The following is a 20,812-nucleotide window of genomic DNA, read 5'->3' as shown; positions in this document are numbered from 1 at the left end:
CTGGCGTTTACATTGGCCAGGCCTGGCAGCCAGCCGTGATATCGTTCCACATTCTTCTCCCAGGGACTTTTCCATGCCCAGCACCCTCTCCTTGCAACCTGGTTTCATGATCGTCCACGGCAACCGTCTGGACGACCTGCGCAGCCTGGTAGTGAGTTGGATGCGCCGCTATCCGCTGGCACCGCTGGAAAACGAAATTGCCCTGGTACAGAGCAATGGCATTGCCCAGTGGCTCAAACTGGCCCTTGCCGAGGACCCGCTGGACGATGACATGGGAGGCTGCGGTATTGCTGCCGCCATCGATGTGCAACTGCCCGGCAGCTTCATGTGGCAGCTGTATCGCAAGGTGCTAGGGCGCGACGAGATCCCTGAAGTTTCCCTGCTCGACAAGGCACCGCTGACCTGGCGTCTGATGCGCCTGCTGCCTGCTTTGATCGAGCGCCCGCATTTCGAACCGTTGCGCCGCTTTCTGACCGATGACAGTGACCTGCGCAAGCGCTATCAGCTGGCCGAACGTCTGGCCGACCTGTTCGACCAATACCAGGTTTATCGCGCTGACTGGCTCAAGGATTGGGCCGCCGGCGAGCACATCCTCCGTACCGCCCGTGGCGAGCGCAAGCCGCTCGCTCCGAGCAACCGCTGGCAGGCTGAACTGTGGCGAGCGTTGCTCGAAGATGTGGGTGAACAAGGCATGGCGCAGAGCCGGGCAGGGGTGCACCAGCGCTTCATCGAACGCATCAATAGCCTGGAAACAGCACCTCACGGGCTGCCTGCGCGGGTGATCGTGTTCGGTATTTCTTCACTGCCTGCCCAAGCATTAGAGGCACTGGCGGGGTTGTCCCGTTTCAGCCAGGTGCTGCTCTGCGTTCACAATCCTTGCCGTCACCATTGGGCTGACATCGTTGCCGACAAGGACCTGCTGCGTCACCAGTACAAGCGCCAGCAGCGCAAGCAAGGCATGCCCCTGCAGTTAGACGACGAGTCACTGCATCAGCACGCCCACCCGCTGTTGGCTGCATGGGGCAAACAAGGCCGCGATTACATCAACCTGCTGGACAGTTACGACGACCCTGGCAGCTATCAAGGCGTATTCAGCGACGGCCGAATTGACCTGTTCAGTGACGGCCAGCCCACTACGCTACTGAACCAGCTGCAGGACGATATCCTTGAGTTGCGTCCACTGGCAGAAACCCGCGAACGCTGGCCGGAGGTCGACCTGGTCAAGGACCGGTCCGTGCGCTGTCACGTGGCACACAGCCCACAGCGCGAAGTGGAAATCCTGCATGACCAGCTTCTCGCTCGCTTCAGCGCCGACTCCACCCTGCGCCCGCGTGACGTCATCGTCATGCTCCCGGCAATCGATACCTACGCCCCCCATATCCGTGCGGTGTTCGGCCAACTGCAGCGCAACGACCCGCGCTACATTCCGTTCACCCTGACCGACCAAGGCCAGCGTGGTCGCGATCCCCTGCTGATTGCCCTGGAACACCTGCTCAAACTGCCGGATAGCCGCTTCGCCGTCAGCGAAGTGCTCGACCTGCTCGACGTCCCTGCAGTACGCGCACGTTTCGGTATCCGCGAAAGTGACCTGCCTACCCTGCACCGCTGGATTGAGGGCGCGGGCATCCGTTGGGGGCTGAACGCCGATCAGCGGGCCACCCTTGGGTTGCCCCAGGGCCTTGAGCAGAACAGTTGGCGCTTCGGCCTGCGGCGCATGCTGCTGGGTTACGCCGTGGGTGTGGGAGAAGGCTGTGACGGCATCGAGCCCTATGATGAAATCGGCGGTCTGGATGCTGCCTTGATCGGCCCGCTGGTTGCGTTGCTCGATGCCCTCGATGTGGCCAATCAGGCCTTGTCCCAACCTGCCACCGCCAGCGAGTGGGGCGAACGCCTCAACGCGTTGCTGCAAGTGTTTTTCCTGGCCGAGGAAGAGCACGACGAATTTCTTTTGATGCAATTGCAGGAGCTGCGTGACAGCTGGCTGGAAGTCTGCGAGACCGTTAACCTGCAAGACCAATTACCACTTACGGTCATCCGCGAGGCGTGGCTGTCTGGCCTCGACGAAGGCAAGTTGTCCCAGCGTTTTCTCGCCGGCTCGGTGAATTTCTGCACCTTGATGCCCATGCGGGCGATTCCTTTCCGTGTGGTGTGCCTGCTGGGCATGAACGACGGCGACTATCCGCGCGCCCAGCCGCCGCTGGACTTCGACCTGATGGCCAGCGACTACCGCCCCGGCGACCGCTCACGCCGCGAAGACGACCGTTACCTGTTGCTCGAAGCGCTGCTGTCGGCACGAGACCAGCTCTACATCAGCTGGGTTGGCCGCAGCATCCGTGACAACAGTGAGCGACCGGCCTCGGTATTGATCGGCCAGTTGCGCGATCACTTGGCTGCCGGTTGGCGCCTGAAGGGCGATACCGACGGCCAGCAGCTGCTGCACGCCTTGACCCAGGAGCACCCGTTGCAGCCATTCAGTGCGCGCTATTTCCAGAAGGGCAGTGCATTGTTCAGCTATGCCCATGAGTGGCAATTGCTGCACCAGCAGACCACTGACGAGAAGCAGCCCGCCCTCGGCCTGCCACCGTATGTCAGTGATGAAGCGCTGACGCTGACCCAACTGCAGGACTTCTTGCGTCACCCCGTCCGGCATTTCTTTAGCCAGCGACTGAAAGTGTTCTTCGAAGCCTTGGAAGCGCCCACACCAGACGAAGAGCCGTTCGTGCTTGATGCCTTGCAGCGCTACAGCGCCAGCGAAAGCCTACTGGGTGCCGCCCTGGGCGACCCTGACAATGCCGAACGTGCGCTGCAGGCCCAGGCCCGCCGCCTGCAAGCCTGCGGCATGCTGCCCCTGGCAGGTTTCGGTGAGTTGTTGCAGGCCGAACTGATCCAGCCATTGCCCGATCTGCTGCAACGTCATCGTCAATTGCTGCAGCGCTGGCCCACGGTGGTCGACGGCGCGCTGCCCATTCACTTCGAGCACGGCAACCACCGTCTAGAAGGCTGGCTGGGCCGCGTCTATCAGGGCGATGATCAAAGCCTGCTAAGCATCACTACGGTTCCCAACACTATCAGTGCCGGGCGCAACAACCTCAAGTGGCACCGCCTGATCGCCAGTTGGGTGATGCACTTGGCGGCCTGCGCCGCCGGTTATCCACTGCACACTGCACTGCTGGCCAGTGACGTCACCTTGCTGCTCGGGCCCTTGCCGCAGGCTCAGGCGGGTGAACAACTGGGGCACCTGCTAGTCGCGCGTCAGGCCGCAATGAATGCTCCGCTGCCTGTTGCCGCCAAGACTGCCTTTGCCTGGTTGGCTCAGGACGATCCGGACAAGGCCCTGGCTGCCGCTACCCGTGCCTACGAGGGGGATGGCCGTACCAGTTTCGGCGAACGCAGCGAAAGTGTTGCCCTGGCCCGGCAGTTCCGCGATTTCGCCGCGCTCAGCGCCGACGAAACCTTTGAAGGTTGGTGTGAAACCTTGTACCGCCCTCTGTTCAGCGCCGCCTGGCAGGCTCAGAGCAATCCGGAGCGTGAAGCATGACCCAGGCCCGCCCCCTGGCACTGAGTTTTCCCCTGCATGGCAGCCAGCTGATCGAAGCCAGCGCCGGCACGGGCAAGACGTTCACTATTTCTGCGCTGTACCTGCGCCTGATCCTCGGCCATGGCGGGGAGCAAGGCTTTGGCCGCGAACTGCTGCCGCCGCAGATCCTTGTGGTGACCTTCACCGATGCCGCCACCAAAGAGCTGCGTGAGCGTATCCGCGCCCGCCTGGCCGAGGCCGCGCGCTTTTTCCGCCGCGAGTTGGAAGGTGGAGACCCGCTGCTGCACCAGCTGCGTGACGACTACGCCGAAGAACACTGGCCACGTTGTGCCAATCGCCTGGAAGTCGCGGTGCAGTGGATGGACGAAGCGGCGGTGTCGACCATCCATGGCTGGTGCCAGCGCATGCTCCGTGAGCATGCTTTCGACAGCGGCAGCCTGTTTACCCAGAGCCTGGAAACCGACCACAGCGACCTGCTTGGCCAGGTCATGCGCGATTACTGGCGGCGCTTCTGCTATGGCATGCACGGCGAAGCGCTGAACTGGGTGCGCAGCCATTGGGTCAGCCCCGACGCCCTGCTGCCGCGCATCCGACCGTTGTTCGGCCGCGTGCGTGCACCGCAAGACGACGCAGAACCGCAAGCGCTGATCGATGCCGCGCTACAACAGCGGGTCGAGCAGTTGCGCCAACTCAAGGCGCCCTGGGCGCAATGGGCGGACGAGCTGCAGCAGATTTGTCGTGACGCCGTCGCCGCGAAGCAGGCCGATGGCCGCAAACTGCAGGCACGCTACTTCGAGCCCTGGTTCGAGAAGCTGCGTACCTGGGCCGGTGATGAACAAGAGATGGAGCTCGACCTGGGTACCGGCTTTACCCGCCTGACCCCGGCCGGGATGGCCGAAGCCTGGAAAGCCGGTGATCCGCCCGAGCATCCGGGCCTGCATGCCATGCACAAGCTGCAGCAACAGCTGCAAGCCCTGGTCAGCCCGGAAGCGCGCTTGCTCGAGCACGCAGCGGCCTGGGTTGCGGCGCGCTTCGAAGTGGAAAAACGCCGACGTGCCGAAATGGGCTTCGACGATATGCTGCTGCGCCTGCAACATGCGTTGGGCGCAGAGTCCGGTGAACGCCTGGCCGGGTTGATCCGCGAGCAGTTCCCGGTGGCGTTGATCGACGAATTCCAGGACACCGACCCGGTCCAGTACGGCATCTTCGAAAGCATCTACCGCATCAGCGAGAACAACCGGGAAACCGGCCTGTTCATGATCGGTGACCCCAAGCAGGCGATCTACGCCTTCCGAGGCGCCGACATCTACACCTACCTGTCGGCCCGGCGCGCTACCGCCGGGCGCCTGCACAGTCTGGACACCAACTACCGCTCCAGCGAGGCGATGGTCGCCGCGGTCAACCGGGTATTCCTGCAGGCTGAAGCCCGTGAGCAGGGCAAGGGCGCCTTCCTGTTCCGCGAGGCCGACGATAACCCGCTGCCGTTCGTCGAGGTCCGCGCCAAGGGCCGCAGCGAACGCCTGTTGATTGATGGTGAAGGGTGTGCGGCGCTGCAGTGCTGGCAGCTGGAAAGCGAAGAACCGGTATCCAGCACGCTCTACCGGCAGCAGTTGGCCGCCAGTTGCGCGAGCCATATCGTTGCCGTGTTGAATGGTGGCCAGCGCGGTGTCACCGGCTTCAGTGATGGCCAAGGCGAGCTGCGCCCGTGCCTGCCTTCTGACATCGCCATCCTGGTGCGTGATGGCCATGAAGCGCAGCTGGTGCGCAGTGAGCTGGCCGCCCGCAATGTGCGCAGCGTGTACCTTTCCGACAAGGATTCGGTCTTCGCCGCCCAAGAGGCGCATGACTTGCTGGCCTGGCTCAAAGCCTGCGCCGAACCGGACTCCGAGCGCTTGCTCAAGGCCGCACTGGCCAGCCTGACCCTGGAACTGTCGCTGCCAGCGCTTGATCAACTGAACCAGGACGAGCGGGTATGGGAAGGCTGGGTCATGCGCTTTCGTCGCTACCGCGAAATCTGGCAGCGTCAGGGTGTGCTGCCGATGTTGCGGCACCTGTTGCATGACTTCGAGCTGCCGCGCACGCTGCTTGGCCGAACCGACGGCGAACGTGTGCTGACCAACCTGCTGCACCTGGCCGAGCTGCTGCAGCAGGCGGCCGCCGAGCTGGACGGAGAACAGGCGCTGATTCGCCACCTGGCCGAGCACCTGGCCACCTCCGGGCAAGCGGGTGAGGAGCAGATCCTGCGCCTGGAGAGCGATGAGCAGTTAGTCAAGGTGGTGACGATCCACAAGTCCAAGGGCCTGGAATACCCCTTGGTCTACCTGCCGTTCATCTGCACCAGCAAGCCAGTGGACGGCAGCCGCCTGCCGCTGGCCTGGCACGACAGTCTGGGCAACGCACAACTCACACTGAGCCCCGACGCAGCGCAAATTGCCCTTGCTGACGAAGAGCGGTTGGCTGAAGACCTGCGCCTGCTCTATGTAGCCCTGACCCGTGCCCAGCACGCCTGCTGGCTGGGGGTCGCCGACCTCAAACGCGGCAATCAGAAGAGCTCGCAGCTGCACCGCTCGGCGCTCGGCTACCTGCTCGGTGGCGGCCTGGCACTGCCGAGCTCGGAGCACTTGAAGGCGTGGCTGCAGGGTTTGCTGCAAGGTTGCGCGGATATTGCCTGCCCGGCACTGCCGGAAGCTGGCGATGAGCACTATCGTGCGTCCCAGGCCGAGCGCGAGCTGTTACCCGCGCGCAAGCCACGCCGGGCTGCCGCCGAGCATTGGTGGATCGCGTCCTACAGTGCCCTGCGCGTCGGCGAGCAGACCCTTGGCGCTGACAGTTCACAAGCTCAGCAGCTGTTCGATGACGAAGTGGCCGATACCCAACTGATCCGTGAGGTACCCGCCGACGGCGGCGACATCCATCGCTTCCCCCGCGGCCCCAACCCGGGCACCTTCCTGCACGGGTTGCTGGAGTGGGCCGGTCGCGAAGGCTTTGGCGAAGTTGCCGGCAACGCCAAGCTCATCGAGCGTACCGTCGGCCAGCGTTGCAACCGCCGCGACTGGGCCGGCTGGATTCCGACACTCAGCCAGTGGCTGCAGCGTTTGCTCAACGAGCCCCTGCCGGCCGGCGCTGCCCAGCTGACGCTCGCGCAGTTGCAGCATTACCAGATCGAAATGGAGTTCTGGTTCGCCAGCCACAATGTCGACGCCGAGCAACTCGACCGCCTGGTGGCCCGGCATACCCACCCAGGCATTGGTCGCCCGGCCGCGCAACCGACCTTGCTCAATGGCATGTTCAAAGGTTTCATCGACCTGGCCTACGAGCTCGACGGGCGCTATTACGTGGCGGATTACAAGTCCAACTGGCTTGGCCCGGATATCCAGGCCTACGACACCCAGGCCATGGAAAAAGCCATCCTCGAGCACCGCTACGACCTGCAGTACGTGCTTTACCTGCTGGCGCTGCACCGCCAGCTGCGCGCACGGCTGCCTGATTACGATTACGACCGCCATGTCGGCGGTGCCTTGTTCATCTTCCTGCGCGGTGCCAGCAGCAGTGGCCACGGTGTGTACTTCGCCAAGCCGCCACGCGAGCTGATCGAGGCCCTCGATGCGCTGTTCCGTGGCGTGCACGCACCCGAGCAGCAGGACCTGTTTGCCGGAGCCGTGACATGAGCCGCACCCTCGACGATCTCTTGCCTACGCCGCTGCACGCCGAGCATCTGCTGGCCCTGGCCCCGCAGCACAACAGTGCAGACCTGCTGCAGTTGCTCGATCGCTGGGTGGAGCGTGGCTGGCTGCGTGCGCTCGACCGGGCATTCGTCAGCTTTCTAGAAGAGCGTGCCCCAGGCAGTGACCCGTTGCTATTGCTGGCGGCGGCACTGGCCAGCCACCAGCTGGGCCACGGGCATGTATGCCTCGATCTGCAACAGACCCTCGCCGAGCCGGATTTCGCGCTGTCGCTGCCGCCGGAAGGCGATGCCCTGACCGGCCCGTTGCTCCTGCCCTCGCAACTGCTGGCCAACCTCGACTTGCCGACCTGGCTGCAACGCATTGCCGCCAGCCCGCTGGTGGCAGCAGGCAATACGCCGGGCCAGGAATCACGCCCACTGGTGTTCAGCGGCCAGCGCCTGTACCTGCGCCGCTACTGGAGTTACGAACGGCAGATCGACCAGACCCTGCGCCAGCGCCTGAGCCAGCACGAAGCGGCCCCCGCCGACCTGCCGGCGCGCCTGGCGCAGCTGTTCGACGAAGGCGCCATGGCCGGTCAAGTGGACTGGCAGAAACTGGCCTGCGCCCTGGCCACCCGTGCAGGCTTCAGCATCATCACTGGTGGCCCTGGTACCGGCAAGACCACCACCGTGGTGCGCTTGCTGGCGCTGCTGCAGGCGCCTGCGGTGGAGCAGGGCAGGCCGTTGCGCATTCGCCTGGCAGCACCGACCGGCAAGGCTGCCGCGCGGCTGACCGAGTCGATCGGCCAGCAGGTTGAACGGTTGCAGGTGAGCGCCGATGTGCGCGCGCAGATCCCCACCGACGTCAGCACCGTGCACCGCCTGCTCGGCAGTCGCCCGGGCTCGCGGCACTTCCGCCACCACGCCGGCAATCCGCTGCCCCTGGATGTGCTGGTGGTCGACGAGGCATCGATGATCGACCTGGAGATGATGGCCAACCTGCTCGAGGCCTTGCCGCCCAAGGCGCGCCTGATTCTGCTGGGGGACAAGGACCAACTGGCCTCGGTCGAGGCCGGCGCGGTGCTCGGCGACCTGTGCCGGGATGCTGAAGAAGGCTGCTACTCGCCTGCGACCCAAGCCTGGCTGGAGCAGATCGGCGGCCAGTCGCTGGCGGCCAGCGGCCTGAAACCCGGCGATGCGCAACGCAATCCGTTGGCCCAGCAGGTGGTGATGCTGCGTTTCTCGCGGCGCTTTGGCGAAGGCAGCGGCATCGGCCAGCTGGCGCGCCTGGTCAACCGCCAGGAAGCCCAGGCGGCACGTGACCTGCTGAGCCTGCCGCCAGCGGACGTGTTTGGCCTGGCGCTGCGCGGTGAACAGGACCGGGCCTTCGATCGCCTGATCCTCGACGGCCTCAACCGTGGTAACGAAGGGCCTCAGGGGTATCGCAGCTACCTGCGTGCCATTGGCCGCTATCGCCCGGCACCGGGCAGCGCATTCGACGATCCGCGTTGGGAGCAGTGGGCCGCCAAGGTGCTGCACAGTTTTGAGGACTTCCAGCTGCTGTGCGCCGTGCGCAAGGGGGCCTGGGGGGTGGAAGGCCTAAACGAGCGGGTGGCGCGTGTGCTGCATAATGCCGGGCTGATCGACAGCCAACAGCCCTGGTATGAAGGTCGCCCGGTGCTGGTGACGCGCAACGACTACGGGCTTGGCTTGATGAACGGCGACATCGGCATCGCCCTGCGCCTACCGGACGAGCACGGCGAAGCGCTGCTGCGTGTGGCCTTCCCGCGTAACGATGGCAGTGGTGGGGTGCGCTTTGTCCTGCCCAGCCGTCTCAACGAGGTGCAAACCGTCTACGCCATGACCGTGCACAAGTCCCAAGGCTCCGAGTTCAGCCACACCGCGCTGGTGCTGCCGGATGCGCTCAACCCGGTGCTGACCAAGGAGCTGGTGTATACCGGCATCACCCGGGCCAAGCATTGCTTCAGCCTGGTCGAGCCACGCCAGGGGATTTTCGAGGAAGCGGTGCTGCGCAAGGTACGGCGTATTTCCGGCCTGATGCTCGAGCAGGTCTGACGCAGTTGTTGTAGGAGCGGCCTTGCGTCGCGAAAGGGCCGCAAGGCGGCCCCGGCAATTTCTGCTGCGAAGCTGAAACCCTGGGGCCGCTTCGCAGCCCTTTCGCGACGCAAGGCCGCTCCTACAGAGAGCCAGCGTTGTGCTATCGTTGCGCCGACTTCAGACAGGATTTTGAGAGAATTCTCACATGACAGCGGCCAGGGAGCGGTTGACAGGCTTTGCGCTTTCGCTGCTGCTAGTTGCCCTGTCGCTGTTGGCCAGCCCTGCCCAGGCGGACGGTTCGGCCACCTCCGCACAGGCTCAGCAGCGCGCCAAGGCGGTGACCCAGGTGGTGCTGGGTATCCTCAGCTATGCTCGCTGGCCGACCGAGCCTGTGCCTTTGCGCCTGTGCCTGGTAGGCCCCACCGAATACGCCGACGACCTGATCAAAGGCAACATGCAGAATTCCGGGCAGCCCTTGCAGGTACGTCGCCTGCTGGCCGACGACCGGCGCGTCGCACAAGCCTGTGACGCCGTGTACATCGGCAAGCTCGACGACGCCCAGCGTGACCGTCTGTTTCAGGCTGTCAGTGGCCACCCCGTACTGAGCATCAGCGAAGCAGACGACCCGTGCACGGTCGGTAGCCTGTTCTGCCTGCGTGTTAGCGATCAGCAGGTCGCCTTCGAGGTCAACCTGGACTCGGTGACGCGCTCAGGCGTGCGAATCCACCCAAGCGTGTTGCAGCTGTCACGGCGTCGCGGAGCGGTGCCATGAAGGCCGGCAAGAAGCGCGACGTGCGCCCGACCCTGCGCTCGGTGCTAGGCCGCGGCCACCTTAGCGTGGCCCTGCTGGCGGTGGGCCTGGTCGGTATCTCGCTGACTCTGCTCGGCGTGCTGGCCTTGCGCGTCTATGCCAACCACAACCTGCATCTGATTGCTCGCTCGATCAACTACACCGTGGAAGCCGCCGTGGTGTTCGATGACAGCGCTGCGGCCAATGAGGCGCTGGAGCTGATCGCCGGGACCGAAGAAGTGGCTGATGCCAAGGTCTTCAACAACGATGGCGAACAGCTGGCGCATTGGCGGCGCAACGATGAGGGCGTGCTTGGGCACCTGGAGTCACAGGTGGCGACGGCCTTGCTGGATGAGCCGATCAATCTGCCGATCATGCACCAGCAACAGAAGGTCGGGCATATCGAGCTGATCGGCCAGGGCCGCAGCCTGCTGCTGTTCCTGCTCAGCGGTTTGGCTGGCATCCTGTTCTGCATGATCCTCAGTGCCTTCGTCGCCTTGTACCTGTCGCGGCGCCTGCTCGTCGACATCGTCCGCCCACTGCGCGCCCTGGCCAGCGTCGCCCACGCTGCCCGTCGCGAACGCAGCTTCGACCGCCGAGTGCCGGAAGCAGCTATTGCCGAGCTCAACGAGTTGGGCAATGACTTCAACGCATTGCTCGACGAACTGGAGGTCTGGCACAGCCACCTGCAGAGCGAGAACGCCACCCTGGCGCACCAGGCCAGCCATGACAGCCTCACCGGCCTGCCCAACCGCGCGTTTTTCGAGGGCCGCCTCAGCCGCAGCCTGCGCAATGCCGCACGGCAGCAGGACCACTTGGCGTTGCTGTTCCTCGACAGTGACCACTTCAAGCAGATCAACGACAGCCGCGGCCATGCCGTGGGCGACGAAGTGCTGATCAACGTCGCCGACCGTGTGCGTGCGCAGCTGCGCGAGCACGACCTGGTGGCCCGCCTGGGCGGTGACGAGTTCGCCGTGCTGCTGACCCCGCTGCATTCGCGCGAAGACGCCGAGCGCATCGCCGAGAAGATCATTGCCAGCATGCAGCTGCCGATGTTGCTCGATGGCGGCGAGAGCCTCACCACGTCGTTGAGCGTCGGCATTGCCTATTACCCGGATGACGGCAGTGACCCTGCCAGCCTCCTCAATGCCGCGGATGCGGCGATGTACCAGGCCAAGCGCAAGCGCCGTGGCCAGTGGCAAGCGGCGCAGACGGAGCGGTCCGCCGCCGATTTCAGGAACAGGAGTTGAACCGTGATACAGCGTTTGCGTTTTTCATTCGTCGTGATATTGCTGGCCTTGCTGGCGTTGGCAGGATGCCAGAGCACACCGCCCAAGGGGCTGACCGCCGAGCAGATTGCCGTGCTCGAGCGTGAAGGCTTTGCCCCCACCGACGAGGGTTGGTCGTTCGACCTGTCGGGCAAGGTACTGTTCGGCAGCGACCTGGACAGCCTCAATGGCGAGAGCCAGGCGATTGTCGAGCGGATCGGCAAGGCGTTGCTGAGCGTGGGCATTCAGGGCGTGCGGATCGATGGCCATGCCGATGCTTCGGGCAAGGCGGCGTACAACCAGCAGTTGTCCGAGCGGCGTGCACAGAGTGTGGCCAAGGCGTTGACGGACGTTGGCATGCTGGCGCAGAACATTCGTACCCGTGGGCTGGGCAGCACGCAACCGGTCGCAGACAACCGCACCAGTGCTGGGCGGACCGAAAACCGGCGGGTGTCGATTGTGGTGGCGTCTTACTGAGTGTGATGCGTTTGGGGCGCGATGCGCCCCCATCAATCCTGAGTAAAGCGCACCTCCCGCGTCGCTCCCATCAACAATGGCGCATTCGCCTCTGTCACTCCGCGGATGTAGTCCCACAACAGGGTAATCCGCTTCAACTTCCTCAAGTCCTCCCGGCAATACATCCAGAATTGCCGCGTCACTTCGATCTCCTCCGGCAGCACCGTCACCAGTCGCGCATCCTGCGCCGCCAGAAAGCACGGCAGTATCGCCAACCCACGCCCCTGCAACGCCGCTGTGTACTGCGCAATCACGCTGGTGCTGCGCAAATGCGCATTGGCATTGGGTATCAGGTTGGCCAGGTACAGCAGCTCCGAACTGAATGCCAAGTCGTCCACATAGCTGATAAACGGGTGGCTCACCAGGTCGCTGACTTGGCGGATTGGCGCATGGCTGTCGAGGTAGTCCTGGGTCGCATACAGCCGCAGCCGGTAGTCGCACAGCTTGCAGCATACGTAAGGCCCATGCTCCGGTCGCTCCAGGGCGATGACGATGTCTGCCTCGCGCTTGGACAGGCTGATGAAGTGCGGCAACGGCAGGATATCCACCGAAATCGCCGGGTAGGCATCGACGAAATGGCTCAGCTGCGGGGTGACGAAAAAGCTGCCAAAGCCCTCGGTGCAACCCATGCGCACATGCCCCGACAGCGCTACGCCGGAGCCTGAGACCTGTTCGCAAGCCATGTGCAAGGTGCTCTCGATCGACTCCGCGTAGCCCAGCAGGCGTTGCCCCTCGGCAGTCAGGACGAAGCCGTTGGTGCGTGACTTCTCGAACAGCAGCGTGCCCAGTGCCCCCTCCAGCGAACTGATGCGCCGCGACACCGTGGTGTAGTCGACGGCCAGGCGTTTGGCCGCGCTGCTGGCCTTGCGCGTGCGCGCAACTTCAAGGAAGAACTTCAGGTCGTCCCAGTTCAGCGAACTGAGGGAGGTCAGGTCTTTTTGCATGTTGATCCGGTTTTTTTGTGCGTTCTTGTTGGATGTTTGCACATCTATACTCGAAAAAAGCCCCAAGGCGCCACCCCGCGTTTGCCCGGCGCTGGCGATCTCGTCCTGACAATAATTCCAAGGAGAACGCAGATGAACGCACCACAATCCCCTGACAAGACCAAGGTCGAACAGGTCAAGCTGCTGATCGACGGCCAGTGGGTCGAGTCGAAAACCAGCGAATGGCGCGACATCGTCAACCCGGCCACCCAAGAGGTGCTGGCGCGGGTACCGTTCGCTACCGTCGAAGAAGTGGATGCCGCCGTAGCTGCGGGCCAGCGCGCCTTCAAGACCTGGCGTGACACCCCGATCGGTGCACGCATGCGCATCATGCTCAAGCTGCAGGCGCTGATCCGCGAACACACCAAGCGCATCGCCCAGGTGCTCAGCGCTGAGCAGGGCAAGACCCTTGCCGACGCCGAAGGCGATATCTTCCGCGGCCTGGAAGTGGTCGAGCATGCGGCCTCCATCGGTACCCTGCAAATGGGCGAGTTTGCCGAGAACGTCGCCGGTGGGGTGGACACCTATACCCTGCGTCAGCCGATCGGCGTGTGCGCCGGCATCACCCCGTTCAACTTCCCGGCGATGATCCCGCTGTGGATGTTCCCGATGGCCATCGTCTGCGGCAACACCTTCGTCCTCAAGCCTTCCGAGCAGGACCCGCTGTCGACCATGCTGTTGGTCGAGCTGGCGCTGGAAGCCGGTGTGCCGGCGGGTGTGCTCAACGTGGTGCATGGCGGCAAGCAGGTGGTGGATGCGATCTGCACCCACCAGGACATCAAGGCGATTTCCTTCGTCGGCTCCACTGAGGTGGGCACCCACGTGTACAACCTGGCCAGCCAGCACGGCAAGCGCGTGCAGTCGATGATGGGGGCCAAGAACCACGCCGTGGTGCTGCCTGACGCCAACCGCACGCAAACCGTCAATGCCTTGGTCGGTGCTGCCTTCGGCGCGGCAGGCCAGCGCTGCATGGCCACCTCGGTGGCGGTGCTGGTGGGCAAGGCACGTGACTGGCTGCCGGACATCAAGGAGGCGGCCAGCAAGCTCAAGGTCAACGCCGGTTGCGAGCCAGGTACCGATGTCGGCCCGGTGGTTTCCAAGCGCGCCAAGGAGCGAGTGCTGGGCCTGATCGAAAGCGGCATCAAGGAAGGCGCCAAACTCGAACTTGATGGCCGTGGCGTGACGGTGCCAGGCTACGAGCAAGGCAACTTCGTCGGCCCGACCCTGTTCTCCGGGGTAAAGACCGACATGCAGGTGTACACCCAGGAAATCTTCGGCCCGGTGCTGGTGACCCTCGAAGTCGACACCCTCGACGAAGCCATTGCCTTGGTCAACGCCAACCCGTTCGGCAACGGCACTGGCCTGTTCACCCAGAGCGGCGCAGCGGCACGCAAGTTCCAGAGCGAGATCGACGTCGGCCAGGTGGGCATCAACATCCCGATCCCGGTACCGGTACCGTTCTTCAGCTTCACCGGCTCGCGCGGCTCCAAGCTCGGCGACCTCGGTCCGTACGGCAAGCAAGTGGTGCAGTTCTACACTCAGACCAAGACCGTCACCGCCCGTTGGTTCGATGACGACAGCGTCAACGACGGTGTGAACACCACCATCAGCCTGCGCTAAGGAGAAATCATGCGTATCGCATTCATCGGTCTCGGCAACATGGGCGCGCCCATGGCCCGCAACCTGATCAAGGCCGGGCACCAGCTGAACCTGTTCGACCTGAACAAGACCGTGCTGGCCGAGCTCGCCGAACTGGGCGGCCAGGTCAGCGCCTCGCCAAAGGACGCGGCCGCCAGTAGCGAACTGGTGATCACCATGCTACCGGCGGCGGCTCATGTGCGCGCCGTGTACCTCAACGAAGACGAGGGTGTGCTGGCCGGTATCCGACCAGGCACGCCGACACTGGACTGCAGCACCATCGACCCGCAGACCGCGCGTGAAGTGTCCAAGGCCGCTGCGGCCAAGGGTGTGGACATGGGCGATGCGCCAGTGTCCGGTGGTACCGGCGGCGCAGCGGCGGGCACACTGACCTTCATGGTCGGTGCCAGCGACGAGCTGTTTGCCACCTTCAAGCCGGTGCTGGAGCAGATGGGCCGCAACATCGTGCACTGCGGTGAAGTGGGTACCGGGCAGATCGCCAAGATCTGCAACAACCTGCTGCTGGGCATCTCGATGATCGGCGTGTCCGAGGCCATGGCTCTGGGCAACGCGCTGGGCATCGACACCAAGGTGCTGGCGGGGATCATCAACAGCTCGACCGGGCGTTGCTGGAGCTCCGATACCTACAACCCGTGGCCGGGCATCATCGAGACTGCACCTGCCTCGCGGGGGTATACCGGGGGGTTTGGCGCCGAACTGATGCTCAAGGATCTAGGGCTGGCTACTGAAGCCGCACGCCAGGCGCACCAGCCGGTGATCCTCGGTGCCGTGGCCCAGCAGCTGTATCAGGCGATGAGCCTGCGCGGTGAAGGCGGAAAGGACTTCTCGGCGATCGTCGAGGGGTACCGCAAGAAGGATTGACGAGCGAGGACTTCATCGCGGGCCGGGCGGCCTTCCCTCTGTAACTGCGCACCAGAGGGAGGGCCACTTGCCCCGCGATGTTTTTTATCAGGCGAAGACGAAGTACTTGCGCACTGTCTCGACCACTTCCCAGGTACCTTTCATCCCCGGTTCGATCACGAACACATCACCCGCTTTCAGGTGCTTCGGCTCTTCGCCTTCCGGGGTGATGATGCAGTAGCCATCGAGGAAGTGGCAGAACTCCCACTTCTCGTAGTTGACCTCGAACTTGCCCGGGGTGCAGATCCAGGTGCCCATGATCTTGCTGCCGTCGGCCGACAGGTAGGCGTTGAGGTTGACGGTGTGCGGATCGCCGCCGATGCGCTTCCACTTGGTGGCGTCCACGACCGGCGTCGGGCAGGTTTCGCGCAGGACGGTGATGAAATCGGACATGGCACAACTCCTGGTGACTGGCTGAATGACCCGTCACCATAGGGCCATCCGCCAAGCTGCAGTTGCCTGGGCTCGACGTCCAGGTGCCTGCCCGCGCTATCCCAGGGCATTGACCTCGACGGTGATGTGGGCCAGCTCCTCGTGCACGCTCAAGGCCTGGCGCACGCTGTCGGCGCTCAATACGGCCTGGGTGGCCAGGCTGAGGATGCAGGCGTACTGGTCCTTGCCCACGCGCCACACGTGCAGGTCGGTGATGGTGGCGGGCACCGGCAGTTCAGCGACTACCTCGCGGATTTCCTCGACCACTGGCGCATCCATCTCGGCATCCAGCAAAACGCGGCCGGTATCGCGCAGCAGGCCGCGGGCCCAGAGCGCCACCAGCACCGCACCGACCAGGCCCATTACCGGGTCGAGCCAGCTTGCGCCCCAGAACTTGCCGGCCAGCAGGGCGACGATCGCCAGCACCGAGGTAGCAGCGTCGGCGATCACGTGCAGGTAGGCCGAGCGCAGGTTCAAGTCGTGGTGATGATGGCCGTGGTCGTGATGATGGTCATGGTGATGATGGTCATGGTGATGATGGTCGTGATCATCGCGCAGCAGCCAGGCGCAGACCAGGTTCACGGCCAGGCCGATCACGGCAATGAAGATCGCCTCGTCATAGTGGATCGGCCCCGGTGTCAGCAGGCGCTCGGCCGACTGGAAGGCCATCAGCCCGGCCACGCCGAGCAGCAACAAGGCGCTGGAGTAGCCGCCGAGAATCTCGATCTTCCAGGTGCCGAAGGCGAAACGCTGGTCCTTGGCATAACGACGTGCGGCAGCGTAGGCCAGCAGCGACAGGCCCAGCGCCAGGGCATGCGAGCTCATGTGCCAACCGTCAGCGAGCAGCGCCATGGAGTTGAAGAACCAGCCACCGGCGATTTCCGCCACCATCATGATCGCCGTCAGCCACACGGCCAGGCGTGTCTTGCGCTCGGCGCCGAGGTTGCTGGTGTGGAACTGGTGGCTGTGCTGCCAGCGGCCTGAGGTTTGTGTCGCCATGGTTTATCATGCTCCCGGAAAGTCGAGAAATATACTATACCCCAGTATACCTAGCATGGTGTGAAAGCGAATGGCACATACGATCAAGAGCAAGAAACAACTGCTCACCCGCGTGCGCAAGATCAAAGGCCAGGCCGCCGCCCTGGAAACCGCGCTGGAGCAGGACAAGGACTGCCTGGCGATCCTCCAGCAGATCGCCGCCGTGCGCGGCGCGGTGAACGGGCTGATGACCGAGGTGATGGAAGGGCACATCCGCGAACACCTTGTGGCAGAAGGGCTGAGCGCTGAAGAACGGCAGGATGAGGCGGACAAGGTGGCGGCGTTGTTGCGGTCCTATCTGAAGTGATACCCCCGGGGGGTATGCTGTGGGACTGTAGATTTCCCACGGGGCTGTAAGTCAAATCCTACATGGCGATCTGAACCATCCGCTGGTCGCCGGAAGTGTGCATAGTGTGTACTGCGCTTCGTTTTGGTTAATTCGGTGTGTATCATACACATCGACTGCCGAAGGAAAGGTGAATGCGCAGTCGTGAAGTGATCCAGCTCATTGAGGCGGATGGGTGGTACGAAGTTGAGGTGAAGGGCAGTCATCACCAGTTCAGGCATCCGTTCAAGAAGGGGAGGGTGACAGTTCCTCACCCCAAGAGCGATCTGCCTAAAGGCACCCTACACAGCATCCTGAAGCAAGCTGGCTTGAAGCAGTCCAGTGGCTTCGACAGCTCGAACATCAGTGGAGACGCACAATGAAATTTCCGGTCGTATTGCACAAGGACGCCGATTCGGACTACGGTGTGACCGTTCCCGATGTGCCAGGTTGCTTCTCTGCCGGTGCGAATGTCGCTCAAGCGCTGGAGAACGTTCAGGAGGCGCTGGCGCTTCATTTCGAAGGCTTGGTTGCTGATAACGAAGCGCTTCCTCAAGCGCAGGAAGTCGACGTCCATGTGACGAATCCCGATTATGCAGGTGGGGTCTGGGCTGTCGTAGATTTTGATGTCACACCGTATTTGGGGAAGGCCGTGCGGTTCAATGCAACACTGCCTGAAAACCTGCTGCAGCGGATCGACGAAAAAGTGAAGCGTGACCATCGTTACGCCTCTCGTTCCGGGTTTCTCGCGTCGGCCGCTCTGCGAGAACTGGCGCTCGCGAACTGAGTATTCAAGGCTCAAGGTCAGTGCGGTCCTTCAGGCAACGATGAACGTTCAGGCCTGAATCAACCGCTCAACCAACCCCGCCGCATAGCCGGGTAACCCGGCAAAGTCCCGCGCGCACAACAGCAAACGCCGGTTGGCCCAATCCTCTCGCAGCGCCACCCAGTGCATCGGCAACACGCCCTTCCAGCGCTGCACCGACGCCAGCGGCACCACGCCGATACCGGCGCCTCCGGCGACCATGCGGATCACCCCGTCAAACCCTTCGGCCCGCACCCTTACCTGCATGCGATGGCCTTCGCGCAGGGCCTGTTCCTCCAGGTAAAGCGCCAGGGCGCTGTTCGGCCCCAGCCCGACATGGCCATGGGCAAGGCAGTCGACAAAGCTCGGGGCGGGTTCTGTGGCGAGGGGATGATCCAGCGGTGTCACCAGCACCAGCGGGTCTTCGCGAAACGGCAGGGTCTGCAGGTGCGCGCTGGGCGCTGCGGTGGAAATGATGCCCAGGTCAGCCATGCCCTGGGTGATCGCTTGCACGATGCGCAGACTCGGCAGTTCCTGCACATCGACACTGATGCCAGGGTTGTCGGCGAGGTAACTGGCCAGCAGTTCCGGCAGGTATTCGGTCAGCGCCGCCGTGTTGCACAGCAGCCGCACCTGCCCTTGTTGGCCACGTGCATAAAGGGCCAGGTCGAATTGCAGCCGTTCCACCTGCTGGCCAATCAGCCGCGCATGCTGCAACAGCGCCTGCCCGGCGAGTGTTAGCTGCACGCCGCGGCGATTGCGCTCGAGCAAAGGTGTGCCAAGCGAGGCCTCCATGGCGCGGATACGTGCGCTGGCCGCTGGCAGCGACAGATGGCTGCGGCGGGCGCCGGCGGTGATGTTGCCGCAATCGGCGGTGTGCTGGAAAAGCCTGAGGTCGATCAGGTCGAAATGCATCTGCCTCTGTCCTGGCGAGAGTCTGGCTGAGTATATGGCAGATTTTCAGCCCAGCCGCTGCGCGCCATGATGGCGCCCATGAATACCTTGATTGCTTTCTACCAGAACATCGGCCCGGCATTGACGCTGCTGGTGGTCATCACCTTTCTGCTGGCCGGTGCCGTCAAAGGTGTGATTGGCCTCGGCCTGCCAACCATTGCCATGGGACTGCTGGGGCTGGCTATGCCTCCAGCGCAGGCTGCGGCGCTATTGATCGTGCCTTCGACGCTCACCAACCTATGGCAGCTCGCAGCCGGTGGGCATCTGCCGGCGTTGCTGCGCAGGCTTGGGCCGATGCTGACGATGATTTTTTTCGGGACCTTGCTCGGCAGTGCCTGGTTGGGCATCAACAGCGGGCAGTGGGCAGTGCACGCGCTGGGGGCGGCGTTGGTGATCTATGCGCTGTATGGGCTGGCAGGCCCTGCCTTGCGCGTGGCGCCGGAGCGGGAAGGGTGGTTGGGGCCGGTCTGCGGGTTGGTGACCGGTGTGGTCACGGCGGCCACTGGGGTGTTCGTGATGCCAGCGGTGCCTTACCTGCAGAGCCTGGGCCTTGGCCGCGACGAGATGATTCAGGCGCTGGGCCTGTCGTTCACGGTCTCGACCCTGGCGCTGGCCGTTGGCCTGGCCGGGCAGGATGCCCTGGGTGGGCAAGCTTTGGGTGCTTCGTTGCTGATGCTGGCGCCGGCGCTGCTGGGCATGCTCGCCGGGCAGTGGCTGCGCCAGCGCATCAGTGCTGCGCTGTTCAAGCGCTGCTTCTTCATCGGCCTGGCCGCGCTGGGCGGCCATCTGCTGATCAACGGTTAGCGGACGAGGCGCTGAGCATCACGATCGGCTGGATGTCGAAGTCGCGCTGCAGGTAGTCCATGCGCTTTTCGAAGAACTCGACCATGTGCGGCAGTGCCGAGTGCACGTCCAGCGCTGCCTTGTCGGCCCACACCTCGTAGAACACGAACAGGCTCGGGTCTTGCTGGTCGCGCAGCATGTGGTATTCGATGCAGCCCGGTTCCTGGCGGCTTGGCTCAACGTAGGCGCGGAACAGGGTTTCGAAGGCTTCAGCCATTTCCGGACGGGTCTTGGCCTTGAGGATGAATGCGTGCTGCTCGCTCATTGATCATTACTCATAGATGAAGGGTGAATCGATTCTACGGCAATAATACAGTGCGAATTCGTGACTTCAGGTCAATTGTATTTTGCCCGGTAGCTGCTGTATCCCGCGCCCGCGAGCCATTACTGTGCCGGTCATTCAATTATGACCCGAGGCCCAGCATGAAAAAGATCCTTCTGCTCAATGGCGGCAAGCAGTTCGCCCACTCCGATGGCCGTCTCAACCAAACCTTGCACGATGCCGCCCTGGCCCACCTGGACCGTGCCGGTTTCGATGTGCAGCAGACCTTCATCGACGGTGGCTACGATGCTCAGGCTGAGGTCGAGAAATTCCTCTGGGCCGATGTGATCATCTATCAGATGCCGGGCTGGTGGATGGGCGCGCCGTGGACCGTGAAAAAGTACATCGACGATGTCTTCACTGCTGGCCACGGCAGCCTCTACGCCAACGATGGCCGTACCCGTTCCGACCACTCGCAGAAGTACGGCAGCGGTGGCCTGGTGCACGGCAAGCAGTACATGCTGTCGTTGACCTGGAACGCGCCACAGCAAGCGTTCGATGACCCGAGCGACTTCTTCGAAGGTAAAGGTGTGGATGCTGTGTACTTCCCGTTCCACAAGGCCAACCAGTTCCTTGGCATGACCGGTCTGCCGACCTTCCTCGCGGTGGATGTGATGAAGCGCCCGGATGTACCGGCGGCGTTGGCGGCTTATGAAGCTCATCTGGACAAGGTGTTCGGCAAGGCTATCTAATCACTGCACGGACCAAGCACAGGCG

Annotated in this window: 18 protein-coding genes; 13 read left to right on the top strand and 5 right to left on the bottom strand. The window is 63.5% G+C overall.

The features are described from left to right. Positions 1 to 73: 73 nt before the first annotated feature. From recC to APH28_RS09525, 6 genes are all read left to right on the top strand, one after another. Entirely contained in the window at positions 74 to 3,538 is a 3,465-nt protein-coding gene (recC, locus tag APH28_RS09550; RefSeq protein WP_060508762.1) for an exodeoxyribonuclease V subunit gamma, read from the top strand. Continuing rightward, complete coding sequence (recB, locus tag APH28_RS09545; protein ID WP_060508761.1) at positions 3,535 to 7,206, top strand: exodeoxyribonuclease V subunit beta; 3,672 nt, start codon at positions 3,535 to 3,537, stop codon at positions 7,204 to 7,206. The genes recC and recB overlap by 4 nt, the downstream gene beginning before the upstream one ends. Next, positions 7,203 to 9,278, top strand: coding sequence for an exodeoxyribonuclease V subunit alpha (gene recD, locus APH28_RS09540; protein ID WP_060508759.1), 2,076 nt, complete (start codon positions 7,203 to 7,205; stop codon positions 9,276 to 9,278). Before recB ends, recD begins: the two co-directional genes overlap by 4 nt. Before the next feature lie 187 nt (positions 9,279 to 9,465). After that, the gene (locus tag APH28_RS09535) at positions 9,466 to 10,032 is read left to right on the top strand and encodes a YfiR family protein (protein ID WP_060508757.1); all 567 of its coding nucleotides are present in this window, start codon (positions 9,466 to 9,468) and stop codon (positions 10,030 to 10,032) included. Continuing rightward, positions 10,029 to 11,300, top strand: a complete 1,272-nt coding sequence (locus APH28_RS09530; protein WP_060508754.1) for a diguanylate cyclase domain-containing protein — start codon at positions 10,029 to 10,031, stop codon at positions 11,298 to 11,300. Before APH28_RS09535 ends, APH28_RS09530 begins: the two co-directional genes overlap by 4 nt. A 3-nt stretch (positions 11,301 to 11,303) precedes the next feature. Continuing rightward, positions 11,304 to 11,795 (top strand): OmpA family protein, encoded by a 492-nt coding sequence (locus APH28_RS09525; protein ID WP_060508752.1) that lies wholly within the window; start codon positions 11,304 to 11,306, stop codon positions 11,793 to 11,795. Positions 11,796 to 11,827: 32 nt separating this feature from the next. Here the strand turns inward: APH28_RS09525 and APH28_RS09520 are convergent, their stop codons facing one another. Then, positions 11,828 to 12,778 carry a LysR family transcriptional regulator gene (locus tag APH28_RS09520; protein WP_060508750.1) on the bottom strand — a complete coding sequence of 317 codons (951 nt, stop codon included), beginning with the start codon at positions 12,776 to 12,778 and terminating at the stop codon, positions 11,828 to 11,830. A gap of 132 nt (positions 12,779 to 12,910) precedes the next feature. On the opposite strand from APH28_RS09520, the gene APH28_RS09515 reads away from it, so the two are divergent. After that, entirely contained in the window at positions 12,911 to 14,437 is a 1,527-nt protein-coding gene (locus tag APH28_RS09515) for a CoA-acylating methylmalonate-semialdehyde dehydrogenase (RefSeq protein ID WP_060508748.1), read from the top strand. 9 nt (positions 14,438 to 14,446) lie between these two features. Next, positions 14,447 to 15,337: a 3-hydroxyisobutyrate dehydrogenase gene (gene mmsB / locus APH28_RS09510; RefSeq protein ID WP_060508746.1), complete on the top strand. Its 891-nt coding sequence runs from the start codon at positions 14,447 to 14,449 to the stop codon at positions 15,335 to 15,337. An 87-nt stretch (positions 15,338 to 15,424) separates the two neighbouring features. Here the strand turns inward: mmsB and APH28_RS09505 are convergent, their stop codons facing one another. Further along, entirely contained in the window at positions 15,425 to 15,769 is a 345-nt protein-coding gene (locus APH28_RS09505) for a cupin domain-containing protein (RefSeq protein WP_003258412.1), read from the bottom strand. 96 nt (positions 15,770 to 15,865) lie between these two features. Further along, a complete protein-coding gene (gene dmeF / locus APH28_RS09500; protein ID WP_060508744.1) occupies positions 15,866 to 16,807 on the bottom strand; it encodes a CDF family Co(II)/Ni(II) efflux transporter DmeF in 942 nt (313 codons plus the stop codon). 70 nt (positions 16,808 to 16,877) lie between these two features. On the opposite strand from dmeF, the gene APH28_RS09495 reads away from it, so the two are divergent. From APH28_RS09495 to APH28_RS09485, 3 genes are all read left to right on the top strand, one after another. Then, entirely contained in the window at positions 16,878 to 17,153 is a 276-nt protein-coding gene (locus tag APH28_RS09495; RefSeq protein ID WP_060508741.1) for a metal/formaldehyde-sensitive transcriptional repressor, read from the top strand. A gap of 173 nt (positions 17,154 to 17,326) precedes the next feature. Then, on the top strand, positions 17,327 to 17,554 hold the full coding sequence (locus APH28_RS09490; RefSeq protein WP_060508739.1) for a type II toxin-antitoxin system HicA family toxin: 228 nt from the start codon (positions 17,327 to 17,329) through the stop codon (positions 17,552 to 17,554). After that, positions 17,551 to 17,958, top strand: a complete 408-nt coding sequence (locus APH28_RS09485; protein ID WP_060508738.1) for a type II toxin-antitoxin system HicB family antitoxin — start codon at positions 17,551 to 17,553, stop codon at positions 17,956 to 17,958. Before APH28_RS09490 ends, APH28_RS09485 begins: the two co-directional genes overlap by 4 nt. 48 nt (positions 17,959 to 18,006) lie before the next feature. Here APH28_RS09485 and APH28_RS09480 read toward each other — a convergent pair whose 3' ends face one another. Further along, entirely contained in the window at positions 18,007 to 18,891 is an 885-nt protein-coding gene (locus APH28_RS09480) for a LysR substrate-binding domain-containing protein (protein ID WP_060508736.1), read from the bottom strand. Between the two features lie 78 nt (positions 18,892 to 18,969). Between APH28_RS09480 and APH28_RS09475 the strand changes: the two genes are divergently transcribed. Further along, entirely contained in the window at positions 18,970 to 19,734 is a 765-nt protein-coding gene (locus APH28_RS09475; protein WP_060508734.1) for a sulfite exporter TauE/SafE family protein, read from the top strand. Here the strand turns inward: APH28_RS09475 and APH28_RS09470 are convergent. Beyond that, the gene (locus tag APH28_RS09470; protein ID WP_060508732.1) at positions 19,724 to 20,038 is read right to left on the bottom strand and encodes a putative quinol monooxygenase; all 315 of its coding nucleotides are present in this window, start codon (positions 20,036 to 20,038) and stop codon (positions 19,724 to 19,726) included. The two genes, APH28_RS09475 and APH28_RS09470, sit on opposite strands and share 11 nt — an antisense overlap. 158 nt (positions 20,039 to 20,196) lie before the next feature. On the opposite strand from APH28_RS09470, the gene APH28_RS09465 reads away from it, so the two are divergent. After that, positions 20,197 to 20,787, top strand: a complete 591-nt coding sequence (locus tag APH28_RS09465; protein ID WP_060508731.1) for an NAD(P)H-dependent oxidoreductase — start codon at positions 20,197 to 20,199, stop codon at positions 20,785 to 20,787. The last annotated feature ends 25 nt before the right edge of the window (positions 20,788 to 20,812 follow it).

Origin of the sequence: Pseudomonas sp. NBRC 111124 (assembly GCF_001320245.1) — a bacterium.
In the GTDB taxonomy this organism is placed as follows: domain Bacteria; phylum Pseudomonadota; class Gammaproteobacteria; order Pseudomonadales; family Pseudomonadaceae; genus Aquipseudomonas.
Note: the sequence above shows the minus strand (reverse complement) of the source record. Positions and strands in the feature narration are given on the sequence as shown.